The sequence below is a fragment of the Bacillus cereus group sp. RP37 genome, from assembly GCF_040459695.1.
Lineage (GTDB): Bacteria > Bacillota > Bacilli > Bacillales > Bacillaceae_G > Bacillus_A.
The window spans coordinates 1,242,811-1,258,785 of sequence record NZ_JARVHP010000001.1 but is presented as its reverse complement, the minus strand read 5'-3'; the positions used below and the strand labels follow the sequence as shown (position 1 = coordinate 1,258,785).

Below are 15,975 nucleotides of genomic sequence, written 5' to 3'. Positions count from 1 at the left end.
TAATCTGAAAAGGAGAGTTTATATGCAGCGTTACCTTGCTCTATTATTAGCACTCATCCCTATTTCATTAGCTGTGTTTGGCATTAAGTTAATGAGAGATACTGTATTCGGGATTCTATTTCCTCCACTCTCTATACTCTCGTTACAATTTTTAATTGGCGCCCTTTGCTTCGGGCTCGGGTTTTATATCTTTGGCGGCTTCGTCTTACACCGAGACCGCAAACGAAATAAAGTACAAGCTCGCTTTAGAAGATAGGCAGGCCCCACTATTTATAAATAAAAAAATGAGACCGTTACACGCGGTCTCATTTTTTTATTGGCAATAACATTCTTGCCGTTTCAGGGTAATCAGTAATAATCGCCGAAATATTCATATCAAAATATTTACGCATAAGTGTTTCTTCATTAATGGTATAGGGCCGAACCTCTACATCACTTTCCATCGTTAGTTCAGCAACAGCATCTTGAAGGTAACGATAATTAGGGTGCACTGCTGTAGCGCCCATTTTTTTCGCATATGCCCACGGACTATGCAAACCTTCGCGATATAAAATCGCTGTTTGAATATCAGGAGCCATCATATGACACCGTTTCATACTGTAGTGATTAAATGAAGAAAATATAACACGATCTTCTAGACTAAATTTCCGTACAAGCGTTATAACTTCTTCCTCTAAACCTCTGTATGGAAATTTATTATTTTTAAGTTCAATATTAAGTAGCAACTGTGTTTTTTCAATCCATTCTAACACCTCTTCTAAAAGAGGTATTTTACAAAAACCTACTTTATCACCAAATTTATAGCTCGCATCTAATTTACATAAATCCTCATATAAATAATTTCGAACCGCACCTTTTCCATTTGTTGTCCTGTTCACTGTTTCATCATGAATGACGACAACCTTTCCGTCTTTCGTTAATTGAACATCAAGTTCAATTCCATCTGCTCTAAAAGATTCAGCTGCTTCAAATGAAATCATTGTATTTTCTGGGTATGTTCCCGCTGCACCACGATGTGCAAATATAAGAGTCATCCTCACTCCCCCAATCTTATGCTATACTATACGAAAAAGGAGGTACTTCTATGAGACCATTACAAATTTCTCCAGACACTGCAGTCCGCCTATCAAAAGCATTAGGTGTTCCACTTGAACAACTTATGCATATGCCGCAGCACATTTTAATTCAAAAGTTAGTTGAATTAGAAAAACAAAATAAAGACGAAGAATAATACAGTCCTGTTTTGCAGGACTTTTTATTATTCTCTATTATATCACGTATGACTTCCCCGCTAAAATCCTTTAACGGATATACTATGATTCCATTTAATCTTTTTTCAAATATTTATAGTCAATTAAAAGAAACCCCCTCTTTTAATAAAAGAGGGGGTTTCTTACTACTCGTTTCAGTTACTCAAATTATGCATTTTTCTTTTCTTTGTTAAAAATCATAAACAATTTATACAATCCTAAAGAAGCTGGAATATTCATAAATGCAAATGCCTCATAAGTATAATGAGGAGCTGTTTCCCATAGTAACAAGAAAGTAAATACCCCTAACGTACTAATCATCGCAATTCGTATAACTTCCGATTCATTTTCATCTTTCTTTTTATAAAGAATAATAGCTGCCAGAACAGCTACATAAACGAATAATTTGATAATATACGAATATACAGTAACGATTTTATAATTCGTTGTACTATAGTTCGATACGTAATTAGTTACAGTGTCGTTCTTCTGCTCAAACCATTGTCCAATACGGTACATAGAGAACTGGCTCGATACCCATTCTCTAGTTATTTTTTCATTTAAATGTTGTACATAACCCGTTACACCAAGTTCACTGAAACGCTGCACTATAACTTCTTTATTGTGTTCATTCAAATCCTTCGTATTCTTTATATTTTCATCATCAATATAATCTGCATCTGCCTGATTCCACACACCATACGTATCTTTGTTCAGACCCATTTTCACCCAATGAGTGAATGGAATTTTTTCAATTTCATTATCGGTACTGAGATTTAGCTTTGTCGTTATACCTTTAAAACTTATAATAAGAATTAAACAAAATAAAACACTACTTAACACCTTTACAGAATATTCCTTACGAAACTTAAAAATATTTTCAATTAAAATCGCTAACGCTACGGCTAATGCTGTCGGTCTTATAATATAAGTACAAGCTGCAAAAACCCCTAATAAAATCCATAAAATAATCTTCATTCTTTTGGTTTCCGCCGTTTTCAAGCACAAATATGTATACATCGTTGCTGAAATAAAAAATATTACTAATGTATGTGTATAGAAAACTGGCGCCTGCCAATATATAAAAATATTTAGCACAGATAACACGATCGATATGTGAGCAACTTTAAAATTTGTAATTTTTCTTACAATCAATACATTGAAAATAATACTACCTGTTATACACACTATTGGTAATATTTTTATCGCTAAATCTACGCTTCCTACCAATTTAGCAAAATATCCTCCTAATAATACAATATGTGTATTATATGGATAAAATAGAAGCTGCCCCATTTCTAAAAATTGATTATCTCCATTAAACACAGAGACAATCCCTTGTTTAAGGATGGCATAATCCCCTACAACAGGGTTAAATGCTATGGAAGTAATAATTATTTCCATCATCAAAATGATTATGATACCTAAAGCAATCATAATATTTGTGTACGTTCTTTTCATTTTATTAATAACCCATTTATAATACATAAAGAAGAGTGCAAATAAAAGCAACGTCGCCGCTATAACAGCACCGACTTTTTTTGGAGTATACTCCTCAGTGGGATAAGGAAATTCACCACTCATCAATATCGTTTTCGGGATAAAAAATTTACTTACTATCATTGAAAATATAGCTAAAAACACCGTCATAACAATGATTGGGTAAGCTCGATTCACTATTTTTTTAAAAGTCATTCATCCATTCTCCTATATCTTTAACTTTTCCCAATCAATAATACGTTATAGAGATGATGATGTCCAACCCACGTATTTCTTGTACATATCCTTATTTTCACTGCATTTTTCTATATAAATATGTATCGAAGTAAATAAAAAGAGCTCCCTAAAAGAAAGCTTCTAAATACTCTATAATTTATCTCACTATTTACAGACATTAAAAATCCCGGCTCACAATTTGGCAAGGACGTTAAGTGCAGGATGGGCCTCTACTAATTAAAGGTTCATTTTATTGCACATGTGGCGCGTCTCCTGAATTGTATAGTTCTTTCGCTTTTTCCTCCCCGAATGTAGTTAAAATATAATATTGCTCTTCTATCGCATCCATTTCTCTAGTAGCTTTACAAGTGTTACCTTCTTGAGCATCCGAGAAATAATTGTGATCTTCTACAATTTGACTAAAGTCTTTTTTCGCCCATCTATCAGCAATTGCTAAAAGCTCATTTCTCTTCGCAAAGCTACTCTTATTTATGATTTTTTTTAATTTTTCAGCATTATTTTGAACCATTGGGATAGATCCCGATTTTCGTTCTGCCACTACTTTTTGATGAGTCATGTGATGCATCGCTGTAATAACTTCGCTTTCAGTAGAATTTTCAGTAACATACACATCAACAAAGACTCCATCTACCTCTCTACCTACTATCGTCAGATCTTCTTTTTTATCTATTTGAGCACTCACTTCTTTATCTACTGGATTATCGGCAAGTTCTAACATTCCAAATGTAACTGCAACAGCAAGAACCCCTATAGCTGCTACTATTCCTAGCCAAGTTAATATTTTATTTTTCATTTTCCGTCTCCCTATGTATACCTATTTAATGGTCTTATAAAAAACTCACTTATATGTAATATTACTAAAAACAGGATATATTTTCCGTAATATCAAACAAGCCATTTTCATCTACCAAAATAATTTCAATAAAATTGATATTACTTCCCCTCTTTTTCTCAACAAAATAAAAAGACCAACGAATTCTAACATTCATTGGTCATTAAATAAAAAGTTCATTAGTTTTAAATTTAATATGGAGTATAAATTGAAAGAATGATTAAGCTTTACTAAAACTTAAATCCCTTACTACTTTTACTCTCAGCTAGCCTTATGTTCAAGTCTTAGCTTATCCGCAACCATTGCGATGAACTCGGAATTCGTAGGTTTTGCTTTTGACATGAATACTGTATAAGACGTTGATATATTAACATTTTTAATCGTTTTATCTTTTCGATTCTTTCGGTAGTTTATCGGTTTACTATTACGTAATTTATCGGTAACCTTTCTCTACTACGTTAAACCTAGTATACGGCCTGTCCGTTACTCAGTCAACCTATGTCTTATCGACAAATTACACGTTTCTTCCTATTATATATACAAATACAACGACTCAAAGTCCCGTCTAAACTCTCTTTGACATTACGTCTGCTATTTCCGATGGGTCATATATCTCCGTAGTGCATATGCACCTTACCCAATCGCCATTTATATTTTGTGGATAAGGATCAAAGATATGATACGGTTCTACATCATCATCCTCACTATGATTTTCTATATCATAATTCCATATCTCTTTCGCCAATATTTCTTGAATTATACTAGCTAATTCCTTATGGCTATCGTTACCGGCTACAAAAATAAAGCTCTTTACTCTTGAATCTGTTTCAGCAATAATTCCCTCATCTCTTAATATCATTAAATCCTTTTCTAAATATCGTTTAATAATTTTATCTTTCATAGACATCTACATCCCACCATTTCCAAAAAATTATTTCTTTTGATATGAGCCTTGCATATACGTGCTAGGTACTCTATCCAACAGCTTACAGTATACAACAAACACTATTTCTTACTTCAAATTAGTGTGAAAGGTACTCACTTTTTTATAATATCATAAATTATAAAAACACTCTAAATGATTATACAGATTAAGTGTTTTTTATAAATCCTATATTAATTTTACATTATTACCTCCATAAGCATACTCAATATTAAACAGCATCTTTCTCATATATAAACAAAAAAATGACGGATGCTCCCATCGTAGGAACACCCGTCTTTTAATCGTTATTTACTAAATCCCTTTTCCTAATTCAGCTAACTCCTCTTCGATCTCACTTTGCGATACTTTCAGCTTATCAACGTTATGAGTCGTAACCTCTGTCTTATTAACCAATCTCCCTTGTAGCTGATAATAAAGCTGTAACGCTTTAACGGAGGGCGTCGAATTGTTAGTAAAGTCTCCGCGAATCAATGCGATTAACTGCCCGTTAGCTAAATCCATTTGACCACGCAATAATTGATCGGCTAACGCCTCTTTATACCGAATAAAGTTTACGTCATTGCCCCACGTCCATAATGTAGTCCTTGAAACGCCTAACTCTTCCGCAATCTCTTCGAGCGTCTTTCGTTCCCTACCTGCGAATGAATTCTCGACCAATTTAACGGCGGCTTGTGCTTGTTCTTCTGTTATTTCCTGTCGTAGGTCTCGTAAGTTCATCGTATCTTCCCCCTTATATTAAGTGTTTGATTTCCTCGTAGTGTTTTAAATAACGATCTACTTCCGATTGTAAGAACGATTCGTCACTCCGTAACTTCTCTAAACGTTCTTCATCTATTTCCGGTAAAGGTTCTTCGGTAAATTGATTTATCCCAATGCTACGTAAGTCTAGTAGCTTGAATGTGTAGTAAATCTCACGACTAGCTTTCTCGTAACTGATTTCGTCTGCATCAATACGTTTCATCGTTTTTAATAAATCACGCTGGCTGCGACCTGTTACATTATGCGCCTGGTCAATCGCCTCACTTAATAATAGAAGATACTCGCCATATTTCTGGTGAATTGTATTATATTCCGTTGGTTGTAATGCCCGCGTTTTTACTAGTAGAGCGCTATACTTCTTAAAATAGTCGAAAAGATGCTCGACTTTATCGGATAATACTTTCGATAATTCTCTATCGACGAAATAGTCTGGCCGCTCCGGCGGTAATCCTTTCTCGATACGTGCTAGCCTATGCGCTTCGATTCTCGCTTGTAGTTCTGCGATTGATTTATCAATATTATCCCAATCAATAATAGTTCCTTGTTCCAATTATCCTCTCTCCTTTTAATCGAAATAAAAAAGAGGGACACTATGTCCCTCTTCGTTTTGTTCTAGAACGTATTTCCGTTCAAGCAAGAGCTTAAACAACCTCATTGATGTACAGATGACCGGTTACTTTTGACATACCTACGGATTTCGCCCTCAAGTTGAATCTTGTCAGCTGACGTAAGACCTTTTTCGTAATCATCTGCAAATACACCATAATTAATGTCAAAAGGAATGTCACTTGTATCAATAAAGATATGCCCTTTTTCCCCTTTGCTAATAACCGTTAATCGAAACGCATTCTCACCCACTTCTTCCAATGTTCCTTGTACAATTCGACCAAATTTCCCTAATGATAATGTTTTCATTATACTTCACTCCGATACTTTGTAATTAGCCTTCTGGCTTAAAATAACCGTAACCATTTTTCAGGAAAACTGTCAACACTTTCCTAAAACGCGTTAAAAACTAGCAATCTACCGCCCTCCTTTAAAATACTTCTCTACGTCTTTTAACCGCCTCTTGCTCGCCAATAATATCGTCAACGAATCTCGTAAACTCTTGCTTACTGAGTTTTACGTTAATATACGCTGGCTTTTTATCCTTAGACGATTGGCTAACCGTTGTACTATTGTTCCTAATGTAGTTTCTATGTCCAATCCGCCATCACCCCTTATCTCCTAATAAATAAGACTGAATACTTACGTCCTGCATACGCATGTTATCTAAGTAACCTTTTGTCGCCCTCGCTATTTCTCTACCGTCCATCATAATTACGTTTTCAATTGTCACTTCACGTTGGAAGTTCGAAGTTGCATCCGTACTAGCTTTACGTCCAGCATCCGTTGCATACACCGAAGGTGCTGCGGCTTTCGCTAAGCCTGTATTTACGGAGCCTGTATCCACGGCTAGCATTTCCGGTTTCATCCAGTCCGTCATATTTTCCGACGTCTTGATTATTGCGCTTTTCATTCCGTCAATACCATTTACGTAACCTTTGCCGGTATATATACCGTAATCACGGAAAACGCGTGAGGGAGAGTGGATGCCTAGCATACCTGTGAATCTTTCCTTGATACCACTTCCGAGCTCTTTCATCTTGCCCCAAACTTCGCCGAACATCGAACCGATACCACCTATCAAACCTTTGATGATGTTTACACCAACATCGAATAAATCTACTTCTTTAAGTGTATCTATTATCTTTCCGCCTAGTTCTAATGCGGCGCTACCTAACTGTCCCAAAAGCGAAAGAACACCTTTGATTAGTGCTTCAATTAACTTAACGCCCGCTTCTAGTAACTTTGGCAGGTTCTTAAGTAGTTCGCCGACTAGCGTTACGATTAGAGTTAACGCCGCTACTATTAACTGTGGGATTACCTGAAAAATACCGGCAATCAACGCTAGTAGAATATTAACCCCTGCACTTATAATCTGCGGTAAATTAGCGATAAGCGTCTCGACAATTTTAGCGATTAACGTTAAAGCCGCGTTAATTAACTGTGGTAATATCTGAACAATCCCGTCTATCAACGCCATGAGTATCTTTACCCCAGCGTCAATAATCGCAGGTAAATTCGCTAGAATCGTCTCAGCAACTTTCGTTATTAAATTGACTGCTAAATCGATTAACTGTGGCAACATCTGTACGATGCCGTCTATCAACGTAGTCAATATCGAAATACCTGCCGAAATAATTGCCGGTAAGTTCGCTGTAATTGCGTCGATTAGCGTAGTAATAACCATGATAATCGCAAGTACTATTAGCGGAAGCGCTTGTGTAATTCCGGTTATTAGCGTAGTCAACAAGTTAATACCTATCTCGATTAACTGTGGTAAGAACGACATCAATCCGTTAACAATCGTCTCAATAATCGTTACCGCTACGGGAATTAACGTAGGGATCATCTGCATAATTCCTTGGATTAACGTTAAGATAAGTTGTAATCCCGTTTGGATAATCGTAGGTAGTACTTGCACAATTCCAGTGATTAGCGCCTGTAAAATTTGCATACCTACTTCAATTATCATAGGTAGATACGTAGCAATTGACTGTATAATCGTATTGATTACTTCGACCATCGCCTCTAGTATCGAAGGTGCCGCTTGGACCAATCCGTTTACTAGACTCATAATCATTTGCGAGCCAACTGCGATTAGTTGTGGTAATGTTCCCGATAGGAAAGCCGCTACTGAATTAAAGACATTCGTAATTGCATCTAAAATAACTCCTTTGTTAGTATCGAGATAGTTGGCAATTGCCGGAAAGAAACGGGATAACGAGACAAGAATGCCTGGAATACCTCCGATAATATATCCTGCGATAGATGGTCCGATCATTTTGAATATCTCGCCTATTTGACTGAAATCACCGTTAAATACCGCTATAACAGCCGATTTCAAACGATTGAAACCTGCGACTACCGCATCGATAGCTGGACCAGCGAAATTCATAAACGCCTTAGATACCTCGGTCACTTTCGATTTAATAGAATCCCAGGCGCTATTGACTGCGTTACGGAACTTTTCATTATGTTGATACAACTGTACGAGTGCTACACCAATCGCGGTTAACGCCATAATTACAATACCGATTGGTCCTGTTAGAAACGCGAATGCCGTACGTAGAGCGGTCATTGCGACGCTTGCTACTTTAGCTACTGCCGCACTTTTACCTAGCCATCCGATTAAAGCACCGAGAGGAATAAGCGTAGTACCTATTGCACTTGCCATCATACCAACCGCTGTGGCAATTATTAAAAATGCAGTTACAGATACCGCTGAAATAGCGACCACACTTCGCATAGTTTCCGATAAACTAGCAAACCAGTTGACCAATCCTGTTATGGAATTTGCAACCGCTTCTATAGCAGGTCCAAGTGCATCTACGAAAGTCTTAGAGTTTGCGTCTATAGCGGACTCCATCATCTTTAACGCGCCACTCCATCCTCTTAACATATCGTCCGCTGCTTTTTTCGAAGCACCGCTAGAGTTTTCAAGTGCTTTCGTCATTTCTCTAATCTTCTCCGGCCCTGCACTCATTAAATTAAGCATGCCGGAAACTGCTTCCGTTCCAAAAATAGACGCCATTGTAGATGCTTTTTGTGCGTCGGTATATCCGTTCATACCTTTCTGTAACTCTTCCATCAATTGTGCGAGTGGTTTCATTTTGCCGTTGGAGTCTGTCGTAGAAACTCCTAACTTATCAAGAGCCTTTGCAGCTTCTTTCGGAGGTTTAACTAAACGAAGCATTGACGCACGTAACGCCGTCCCCGCACTTTCTCCTGTCGAACCTGCATCCATTTGTTCCGTTACGGCTCTTTATCCGTAACTCTCCGGCTTTCACCGGAGTATCGGACTATATCTTCACCCACGACTTAACGTTTGGGTGTCGGGTTCTCGTGTTCCTTTCACCTTGATATGTGATATACGTTAGGTTACTTGGATTAGTCTCTACACCTTCCGCCGATTTCTCGAACGGCTCGGCTCGGTATTAGCGTATCTTATGACTTAGCCTTCACCGAATTCTCCCAATAGTTTTTGCTGTCGATTTCTCAACAACCGGTCAATAAGTTTAACCATTATGCCTATACTTGCAGACAGTTCTTCTAGTGAAATGCCTAGTGCGTTTGCAGGTCCAGCAGCATATTTTAGCGCATAATTCATATCTAACACACTCGCTGCTGACTGATTGGCTCCCTGCGCTAGTATGTCAGCTACTTTCCCCGACTGGCTTGCTTCCATTCCGAATGCATTTAACGCCGACGTTACAGTATCGGCAACTAGTCCTAAATCCTCACCGGAGGCGGCTGCGGCTGATAATACACCAGGTAATGCTGCGGTTGATTTAGCCGCATCAAAACCCTTTGCGCCAAGTTCTGCATAGGCTGCGGCTACTTGGCTAGTTGAATAAACGGATGTCTTCGCCATTTCGAGAATGTCGCTTTTCACTTGGTTATACGATCCGCCTGTAAGTACAGCTGCCCTACGTGTTTGGCTCTCAAACTCTCTCGCATCTTGAATCATTTTTCCTAAGAAGAATCCCGATGCGGCTGCCGCTGGAGCAAACGCACTTTGCATTACCTGTCCCGTTTGTTGAACTCTACGCCCCATATTCTGCACTCCGTTACCTACGTTTTGGAATGTAGATTGCCATGAGTTCATATTTGGTGGCGGAGGCGGTGTTGTGTTTCGAAGCTGACTATTCAACTGTTGAACTTGCTGCCCGGCACTTTGGACTGCGGAATTCCAACCGCTCATGTTAGGCGTCGGTATATTTATCGGCTGGCTTACCGCTTGATGGAAGTTTCGTACCGCCTGCGTTGCTTGTTGCATTCCGCGCTGTAAGTTAGATATATCTGCTAAAAGTTGTACCTCAATTCTGTTCGTAGCCATATTTATTTACATCCGAGTTTCATGTAAGATTCAAAGTTCGCTTGCAATCCTTGCGTCTTAACGAATTCTCGTAACACTTCTAATTCAGCTAGCTCACCACTTAACGCTTGATTTAACTTCCCGAAATTTTCCGCTTCTTTCCCGAAAAGTTGTAACAGCATGCCGATATGATATTTCGTCTCCGGCGATTCCGCTGTTTTCATTAATGCCGTTGCTAATCTTTCCATTTCTTTTAGATTTTGTACTGTGCTCATATAATCTCTCCTTTAAATTTTTATTGATATAGAAAAAGCACCCACGCTTTGTGCGCAGGTGCTAAATCAGTAAAAATATTTAATTTTATGTTATCTTCTTCCCATAAAAAGCTTTTTTCTTCGCCATTCCCAAGCAATATCATTTCGGTGATCATTTAAAGCCGTATATAATCCAACCTTGGAGTCAATTTCTACTTGCGCTTCACCAGAAGATGCTCGCTTTAAATCGTCGTACACACTTCGAATTCGCGTACTTGCCATCACTCTATCGACTGTACTTTCTGACTTTAAGCTATCTAGATGCGTCTTGATAGTAGTAAACTGAGATAACAGTTCTCTAGCCACTTCTTTATCAATAAATTCCAATTTTCCTTCGAGATAGGTAATAGCTTCTTTTAAAGAGGTTGTCATAATCACATCGGACGCAATAATTCCCGCTTCTCTTCTTACCTTATCGGAATCAAATTGAGTTTGTTCCTTTAACGCTGAGATACCCGCTTCTTTTTTCGCTTCCTCTAATCGATCTTTAATCTCTTCTTCATACAGACGTTGAATTGTAGCGAATTGACTATCGTACTTTTCAATCAAGGCTTGTACATCCTCAGCTTTCGCTGTTTCAGTTAATCGATCGCTCTCTCGAATAACATCTCTTTCTTTTTGAAAATCTTCTAATAATCGTTCCGATTTTTCACACCAATAATTTAACATGTAATCATACGGTTCCTTCCCCTTGCCCTCTTTAATCAGCTCTTTCGCTCGATCTTCAGTAAATGCATAAATCTTTCCTGCTTGCGAATAATTCCCATCGATAGTCTCACTTACCAGCATATAAATATCAACATATTCCTTCATAATTTAATTCCTCCTAAATGTTTTATGTGAAACGCCTTATAAGGCGTAATTTACTCATAATTTTCTTCGTCCTCTTCTTCATTCGGATTCGATTCTGCCGGCTTGTCCTCCTCAAATATCCCTTCGGAGATAATGCGTCCGGTGGTCGTATAAATCGTGTGATTCCCTTTGTGTACATGGATTAATACCTCTTCCAAAACCCCACCGCCTTACATCGAAAGTTTTCTATATTGTTTCAGCTTTTCTAACATTTCTGCATCTATATCAAACGCTCTAAACGCTCGCATTCTAATTCCATCGCTTAATGGTAGTAGTCCACATTCAATATTTCCTATCGTGCTACGATGTACCTTTAATCTACCTGCAAACTCCCGTTGAGTAAGGCCGAGATAGGCACGTAAATCTCGAAATAGTTCATTATCCACTTCAAAACCTCCTTACTAATCTAGAAATATCACTAATAATCTATGATTGTCGCTTAATAGATAAATAGAAGGGGCGTCTACTGGTGCGGGTAGTAAACGTCTCTACTTATGTATGGAATTTAGCACCCCAAAATATCAGTATTAAATCGAAAAATATTTAATTTATTTTCGAACTAATTCACTCTCATGAACACCGTACCCATAGGTTTCTTTCTCGTCGATATCAAACAAGATAGGGACTTCCTTTTCTTTCTGTCGCTGTAACTTATTATGTTCACGTTCTACCCCGCTAACTGGATACTCCTTATTTCTCTCGCCGTTTTTACCATACTGTTTCGGCTGCATAATAAACTCCGCTAATATCTCTAATACGCTAAAATTCCTAGAGAAACTCTTGCGATATATCACTGGATGTCGCATATATACCTTTCCATATCGTTCAGGCGTATCGCCCTCGTTTACTAGTAATTCCTCTGATAAAAACGACTCTACAAGCCGTATCCGTTCCTCTGCCGATTTTACTTTTTGATTCGTATAGTAAAATGATGTGACCTTTTTTGTAATTTCAGTGTCACTTAACGTTTTTTCAGCGGTTTTAGTAGCTCGCATTTAATCGCCCCTTTTAGCTGTTTCAGATGTGGTTTTACTATTTTCCTAGCTTTGATAATTCATTCTCTAGTGCTTCTGTATGTTCGAATACGAAAACTAAAGTGCCTGGTATCTTTTTGGATTGCTCAATGTCTATTAGTTGGAAACCATTAGCTAATAATTTTCTTGCCAATCGTAAAGATAGAATGCATTTTGTTTTCATTGATAATTCCCCCAAATTTTTATTATTTTTTTCATTTTAGGCGCACGACTTCAATACTTTCTGCAACCTATAAATACGTAAGGAATATAAGAACGGAAATAATACCTAACCGCCGTCCCATGCCTTAATAAACCATAGTAATGCATAGTTAATAACGTATAAGATAGTTAAGATGGCGGGCGATTCGTTGTATGGCACGACTGGCCGCCTTTTTACTTGTATAACCGCAATCTACCGCTATTTCAGATAACGAAGCGTCTGGGCTACGGTATAAATACTGTATTAATCGGCGTTCTTCCTCACTAAGCCCTGGCGCTTCTAACATTTGATTTACTAGCACATGATCCTCGAATGTTTCTTCATAACCAGTCACAAGGTATTTGCGGCGATTCGGTTTCTTCGTTTGTGCCTTTTCATCTTCTTTCTCATCATCCTTATTGCTACTTCTAAATGTACTTACCGTATAATTTCCGTTTGCGATTGCCTGTAGTTCTACATAATCTAGAACGTCCTCTTTTTTCGGATAAGTTAGTCGCTCCCCCCTCCGTTTATTTGCTAGGAATCTCCGTTTGAATTGTATAAGCCGCAAGTCACAACGATAATCAAGTACGGCCAAGTAACTCATTATTTCCTCGAAGCGACTTCGACTTTCTGCGACGAATTTCCAAAGTTCTTCGGTTAATAAGCTGTATATATCGTCGACTTCGTATCGTGCCTGTATATCGAAATTTTCGGATATAAATTTCTTTGATTTCCGCCGTAACCTTGCCCTTAGTTGACTCGATTTGTGTAATAACGAATACATCGCTTCATCAATCGTTTGCTCTCCCTCTGTATACTCGACGATTGCTTCCTTTAGCTGACACTCCATCTTTTCGTGTTTTGTTTCTACTTGGATTTCTTCCCTTAGTTGTTTAGCTGCGTTTCTATCCAATTTAGCTGCTCCTTTCAAAAGTGAAAAATCCCCCTACTTACTTTGATGCGCGAGATAATAAAACCGCACACTTTTCCGCAAATTTTTTTATGACGTTTTATCCCTCCACTCTATATGACGCCTGTGAGTCCCTCGCCGCGCACAAAAACTCGATAAAATTTTCGGTTATACTAACAAAGCCGCGTGTGATTCCTCCGTCGCTCACTTTTCGATTAAATAAACGTAAAAAAACACGCGTATAGGCTGCGCGTGTTTTCTTTTTCCGTTCTATATATAAAATTGCCGTCGTTGTTTTTGTCTTCATCTTATCCGGGTTTGTTTTCTGACCAGTTGCCGCTGGTTTAATTCTGTCCTTCTAGTACCGCTTCAATGAATTCAACGGCGCTCATTTCGTGAATATTTTTGATTTCTGCTTTACAATAAATTTCGACCACTCTATAGCTATCTGAGTCGTAAATTGTCAAATCCTTTTTACCGCGTTCATACAAAGGTATTTCTCGGAACGTAATACTTTCCTTGTTAACCTCGTAATATACTGAATCCGATAATAAATACGCTTCATATTGTAATTCCTTTAATCCATCTACGTCTTGATAATGAAAATTAACCGTTATTTTCTCCACTTCTGTTTCCCCCTTTTATTTATAGGCCAATGCCGAAAAGTCACACACAACTGCGAGTTTACCGTCTCACACCTCCATGCCACCTTAACGCATTACTTAGATCGTTGATTCATCCGCCTGCCTATAACGGACGAATCTGACGACTCACCTTTTCGAGATTTTATAAAATAAACGCTATGAACATATCGATAGCGTATAACGTAACACCTGCACCAAAGACTCCGTAGTAGTAGATACGATCAGACAACGTTTCAAGCCCGAAGTAATCGTTTAGCTTTGCGAACATGCTCAACGCCTCCCTTAGTGGATATCCTTTTTAATCGATGCAAGCGCTAAAAGAAAATCAAGTGCGCTCATATTTCCAATTTGAGTAATATCGACCAAGCTTTCGTCTAAATCCCCTTGTAAGTCTAATACCGTATCGCCAAGAATAATTTCGTCATTGCTACCATAAGTGAACTCTTCGATTGAAATTCCGTCCTCATATATAGATAGAACGTGCTTATCCGTGATTTTAAAGGCTTTCTCAGCAAACGTTACTTTCGATCCATCTCCGTTCTCCACCGTGATATTTATCTTTATCTCTTCAATATTTTGGAATTGCATTTTCTCATTTCTCCTCCCTTAATTACGTTTACCGTAACTGATGTCTATATCATAAATTACGTTTACCGTAACTGTCAACCCTAAAATTACATTTTACGTAATTCTACTTAGACTATATAATATAGACAAGAGGTGATACATAGTGGCAAAAAGAATAGAAGTTAAGCTGCGTGACATATTAAAATCTCGTGGTATGGGTCAGAAGGATTTAATCGATGATGATAATGGATTATCTACAAGAACAATAAGTGAACTAACGAGCGGAAAAATGAAAAGATACCCGAAAGAAGTGCTAGAGAAGATCGCAGATAAATTAAATATTACCGATATGAATGAATTATTACTAATCGTAGAAGATGAGGAGGACGCTACTAAATAATAGCGTTCTTTTTTATGGAGAAAAACGACGATATAACATATTTGATCTAAAATGAACCTTTTCGAATTTGAATATCACTAGGAAAATATATACATTTATTGTTATAATTAAATGCGTAATGTATTTTAGGGAGGGTTCACTTTGAAAAAGACATTGATTGTTGGGGCGTTATGTTTATCATTAGCTTCTTTAACCGCGTGTAGTAGTGGCGGCGAAAAGTCATCCGCTGAACCGAAGCAAGAAGCGAAAAAAGAAAAGAAAGAAACGAAGGCAACGGTAGATTCTATTATTACCGAATTTAAAAACGCTGGGCTAGAAGCGGAAAGTCCAACTGATCTACCTCAAAAAGAGTTCGGTAATATGCGCAAAGAAGGGAAACGTATTGTAGTACCGGCACTTGGCGAAGATAAAGGCGGTAGATTATTCGAGATTACTAAAAAAGAAGACTTAGAGAAGGCGAAGAAGTATTACGATGAATTAGGAAACTCAGCCCCTATGCTATTTTCGCATACATACGCAAAAGGTAACTTCCTTTTACAAATGAATGGCGACATGAAGGACGAAGAGTTTAATAAGTATAAAGCCGTAATGGATAAACTAGTGAAATAATAAGGGGTGCATTCCA

General features: G+C 37.8%; 22 protein-coding genes and 2 pseudogenes. 4 read left to right on the top strand and 20 right to left on the bottom strand.

Going from position 1 to position 15,975, the window contains the following annotated elements:
- Positions 1–22 precede the first annotated feature (22 nt).
- Positions 23–256, top strand: a complete 234-nt coding sequence (locus tag QCI44_RS06745; RefSeq protein WP_016086351.1) for a DUF2627 domain-containing protein — start codon at positions 23–25, stop codon at positions 254–256.
- 49 nt (positions 257–305) lie between these two features.
- Here the strand turns inward: QCI44_RS06745 and QCI44_RS06740 are convergent, their stop codons facing one another.
- The gene (locus QCI44_RS06740; protein WP_016086350.1) at positions 306–1,034 is read right to left on the bottom strand and encodes a glycerophosphodiester phosphodiesterase; all 729 of its coding nucleotides are present in this window, start codon (positions 1,032–1,034) and stop codon (positions 306–308) included.
- Positions 1,035–1,084: 50 nt separating this feature from the next.
- Between QCI44_RS06740 and QCI44_RS06735 the strand changes: the two genes are divergently transcribed.
- Positions 1,085–1,231, top strand: a complete 147-nt coding sequence (locus QCI44_RS06735) for a YycC family protein (protein WP_001247671.1) — start codon at positions 1,085–1,087, stop codon at positions 1,229–1,231.
- Between the two features lie 187 nt (positions 1,232–1,418).
- Here QCI44_RS06735 and QCI44_RS06730 read toward each other — a convergent pair whose 3' ends face one another.
- The 19 genes and pseudogenes from QCI44_RS06730 to QCI44_RS06640 all read right to left on the bottom strand — a co-directional run bounded on the left by QCI44_RS06730 (position 1,419) and on the right by QCI44_RS06640 (position 14,971).
- Positions 1,419–2,945 carry a glycosyltransferase family protein gene (locus QCI44_RS06730; protein WP_016086349.1) on the bottom strand — a complete coding sequence of 509 codons (1,527 nt, stop codon included), beginning with the start codon at positions 2,943–2,945 and terminating at the stop codon, positions 1,419–1,421.
- 271 nt (positions 2,946–3,216) lie between these two features.
- Positions 3,217–3,780, bottom strand: a complete 564-nt coding sequence (locus QCI44_RS06725) for a PRK06770 family protein (RefSeq protein WP_088084340.1) — start codon at positions 3,778–3,780, stop codon at positions 3,217–3,219.
- 300 nt (positions 3,781–4,080) lie between these two features.
- Positions 4,081–4,176 (bottom strand): annotated as a pseudogene (locus QCI44_RS06720) (sporulation transcription factor Spo0A); the annotation flags it as partial.
- Positions 4,177–4,384: 208 nt separating this feature from the next.
- A complete protein-coding gene (locus QCI44_RS06715; protein WP_098646315.1) occupies positions 4,385–4,726 on the bottom strand; it encodes a hypothetical protein in 342 nt (113 codons plus the stop codon).
- Between the two features lie 330 nt (positions 4,727–5,056).
- Positions 5,057–5,482, bottom strand: a complete 426-nt coding sequence (locus tag QCI44_RS06710; RefSeq protein WP_098646313.1) for a phBC6A51 family helix-turn-helix protein — start codon at positions 5,480–5,482, stop codon at positions 5,057–5,059.
- Between the two features lie 13 nt (positions 5,483–5,495).
- Complete coding sequence (locus tag QCI44_RS06705) at positions 5,496–6,074, bottom strand: hypothetical protein (RefSeq protein WP_098646311.1); 579 nt, start codon at positions 6,072–6,074, stop codon at positions 5,496–5,498.
- 101 nt (positions 6,075–6,175) lie between these two features.
- Positions 6,176–6,439, bottom strand: coding sequence for a hypothetical protein (locus tag QCI44_RS06700; RefSeq protein ID WP_098646309.1), 264 nt, complete (start codon positions 6,437–6,439; stop codon positions 6,176–6,178).
- A 298-nt stretch (positions 6,440–6,737) separates the two neighbouring features.
- Positions 6,738–9,374: a phage tail tape measure protein gene (locus QCI44_RS06695; protein WP_353811059.1), complete on the bottom strand. Its 2,637-nt coding sequence runs from the start codon at positions 9,372–9,374 to the stop codon at positions 6,738–6,740.
- A gap of 276 nt (positions 9,375–9,650) precedes the next feature.
- Positions 9,651–10,406, bottom strand: a pseudogene (locus QCI44_RS06690) (phage tail tape measure protein); the annotation flags it as partial.
- Between the two features lie 62 nt (positions 10,407–10,468).
- The gene (locus QCI44_RS06685) at positions 10,469–10,720 is read right to left on the bottom strand and encodes a hypothetical protein (protein ID WP_353811058.1); all 252 of its coding nucleotides are present in this window, start codon (positions 10,718–10,720) and stop codon (positions 10,469–10,471) included.
- A gap of 90 nt (positions 10,721–10,810) precedes the next feature.
- Entirely contained in the window at positions 10,811–11,572 is a 762-nt protein-coding gene (locus QCI44_RS06680; protein WP_353811057.1) for a hypothetical protein, read from the bottom strand.
- Positions 11,573–11,622: 50 nt separating this feature from the next.
- Positions 11,623–11,769 (bottom strand): hypothetical protein, encoded by a 147-nt coding sequence (locus QCI44_RS06675; RefSeq protein WP_353811056.1) that lies wholly within the window; start codon positions 11,767–11,769, stop codon positions 11,623–11,625.
- Positions 11,770–11,781: 12 nt separating this feature from the next.
- Positions 11,782–11,997, bottom strand: a complete 216-nt coding sequence (locus QCI44_RS06670) for a helix-turn-helix domain-containing protein (protein ID WP_353811055.1) — start codon at positions 11,995–11,997, stop codon at positions 11,782–11,784.
- 162 nt (positions 11,998–12,159) lie between these two features.
- Positions 12,160–12,606 (bottom strand): hypothetical protein, encoded by a 447-nt coding sequence (locus QCI44_RS06665; RefSeq protein WP_353811054.1) that lies wholly within the window; start codon positions 12,604–12,606, stop codon positions 12,160–12,162.
- A gap of 37 nt (positions 12,607–12,643) precedes the next feature.
- The gene (locus tag QCI44_RS06660) at positions 12,644–12,808 is read right to left on the bottom strand and encodes a DUF5659 domain-containing protein (RefSeq protein WP_353811053.1); all 165 of its coding nucleotides are present in this window, start codon (positions 12,806–12,808) and stop codon (positions 12,644–12,646) included.
- Between the two features lie 148 nt (positions 12,809–12,956).
- A complete protein-coding gene (locus QCI44_RS06655; RefSeq protein ID WP_353811052.1) occupies positions 12,957–13,760 on the bottom strand; it encodes a hypothetical protein in 804 nt (267 codons plus the stop codon).
- 323 nt (positions 13,761–14,083) lie between these two features.
- Complete coding sequence (locus QCI44_RS06650; RefSeq protein ID WP_353811051.1) at positions 14,084–14,365, bottom strand: hypothetical protein; 282 nt, start codon at positions 14,363–14,365, stop codon at positions 14,084–14,086.
- Positions 14,366–14,525: 160 nt separating this feature from the next.
- Positions 14,526–14,651 (bottom strand): DUF3961 domain-containing protein, encoded by a 126-nt coding sequence (locus QCI44_RS06645; RefSeq protein WP_353811050.1) that lies wholly within the window; start codon positions 14,649–14,651, stop codon positions 14,526–14,528.
- Between the two features lie 14 nt (positions 14,652–14,665).
- A complete protein-coding gene (locus QCI44_RS06640) occupies positions 14,666–14,971 on the bottom strand; it encodes a hypothetical protein (RefSeq protein WP_353811049.1) in 306 nt (101 codons plus the stop codon).
- 142 nt (positions 14,972–15,113) lie between these two features.
- On the opposite strand from QCI44_RS06640, the gene QCI44_RS06635 reads away from it, so the two are divergent.
- Both QCI44_RS06635 and QCI44_RS06630 read left to right on the top strand, forming a co-directional pair.
- Positions 15,114–15,350, top strand: a complete 237-nt coding sequence (locus QCI44_RS06635) for a helix-turn-helix domain-containing protein (RefSeq protein ID WP_353811048.1) — start codon at positions 15,114–15,116, stop codon at positions 15,348–15,350.
- A gap of 141 nt (positions 15,351–15,491) precedes the next feature.
- Positions 15,492–15,959 (top strand): stress protein, encoded by a 468-nt coding sequence (locus tag QCI44_RS06630; protein ID WP_483299557.1) that lies wholly within the window; start codon positions 15,492–15,494, stop codon positions 15,957–15,959.
- Positions 15,960–15,975: the final 16 nt, after the last annotated feature.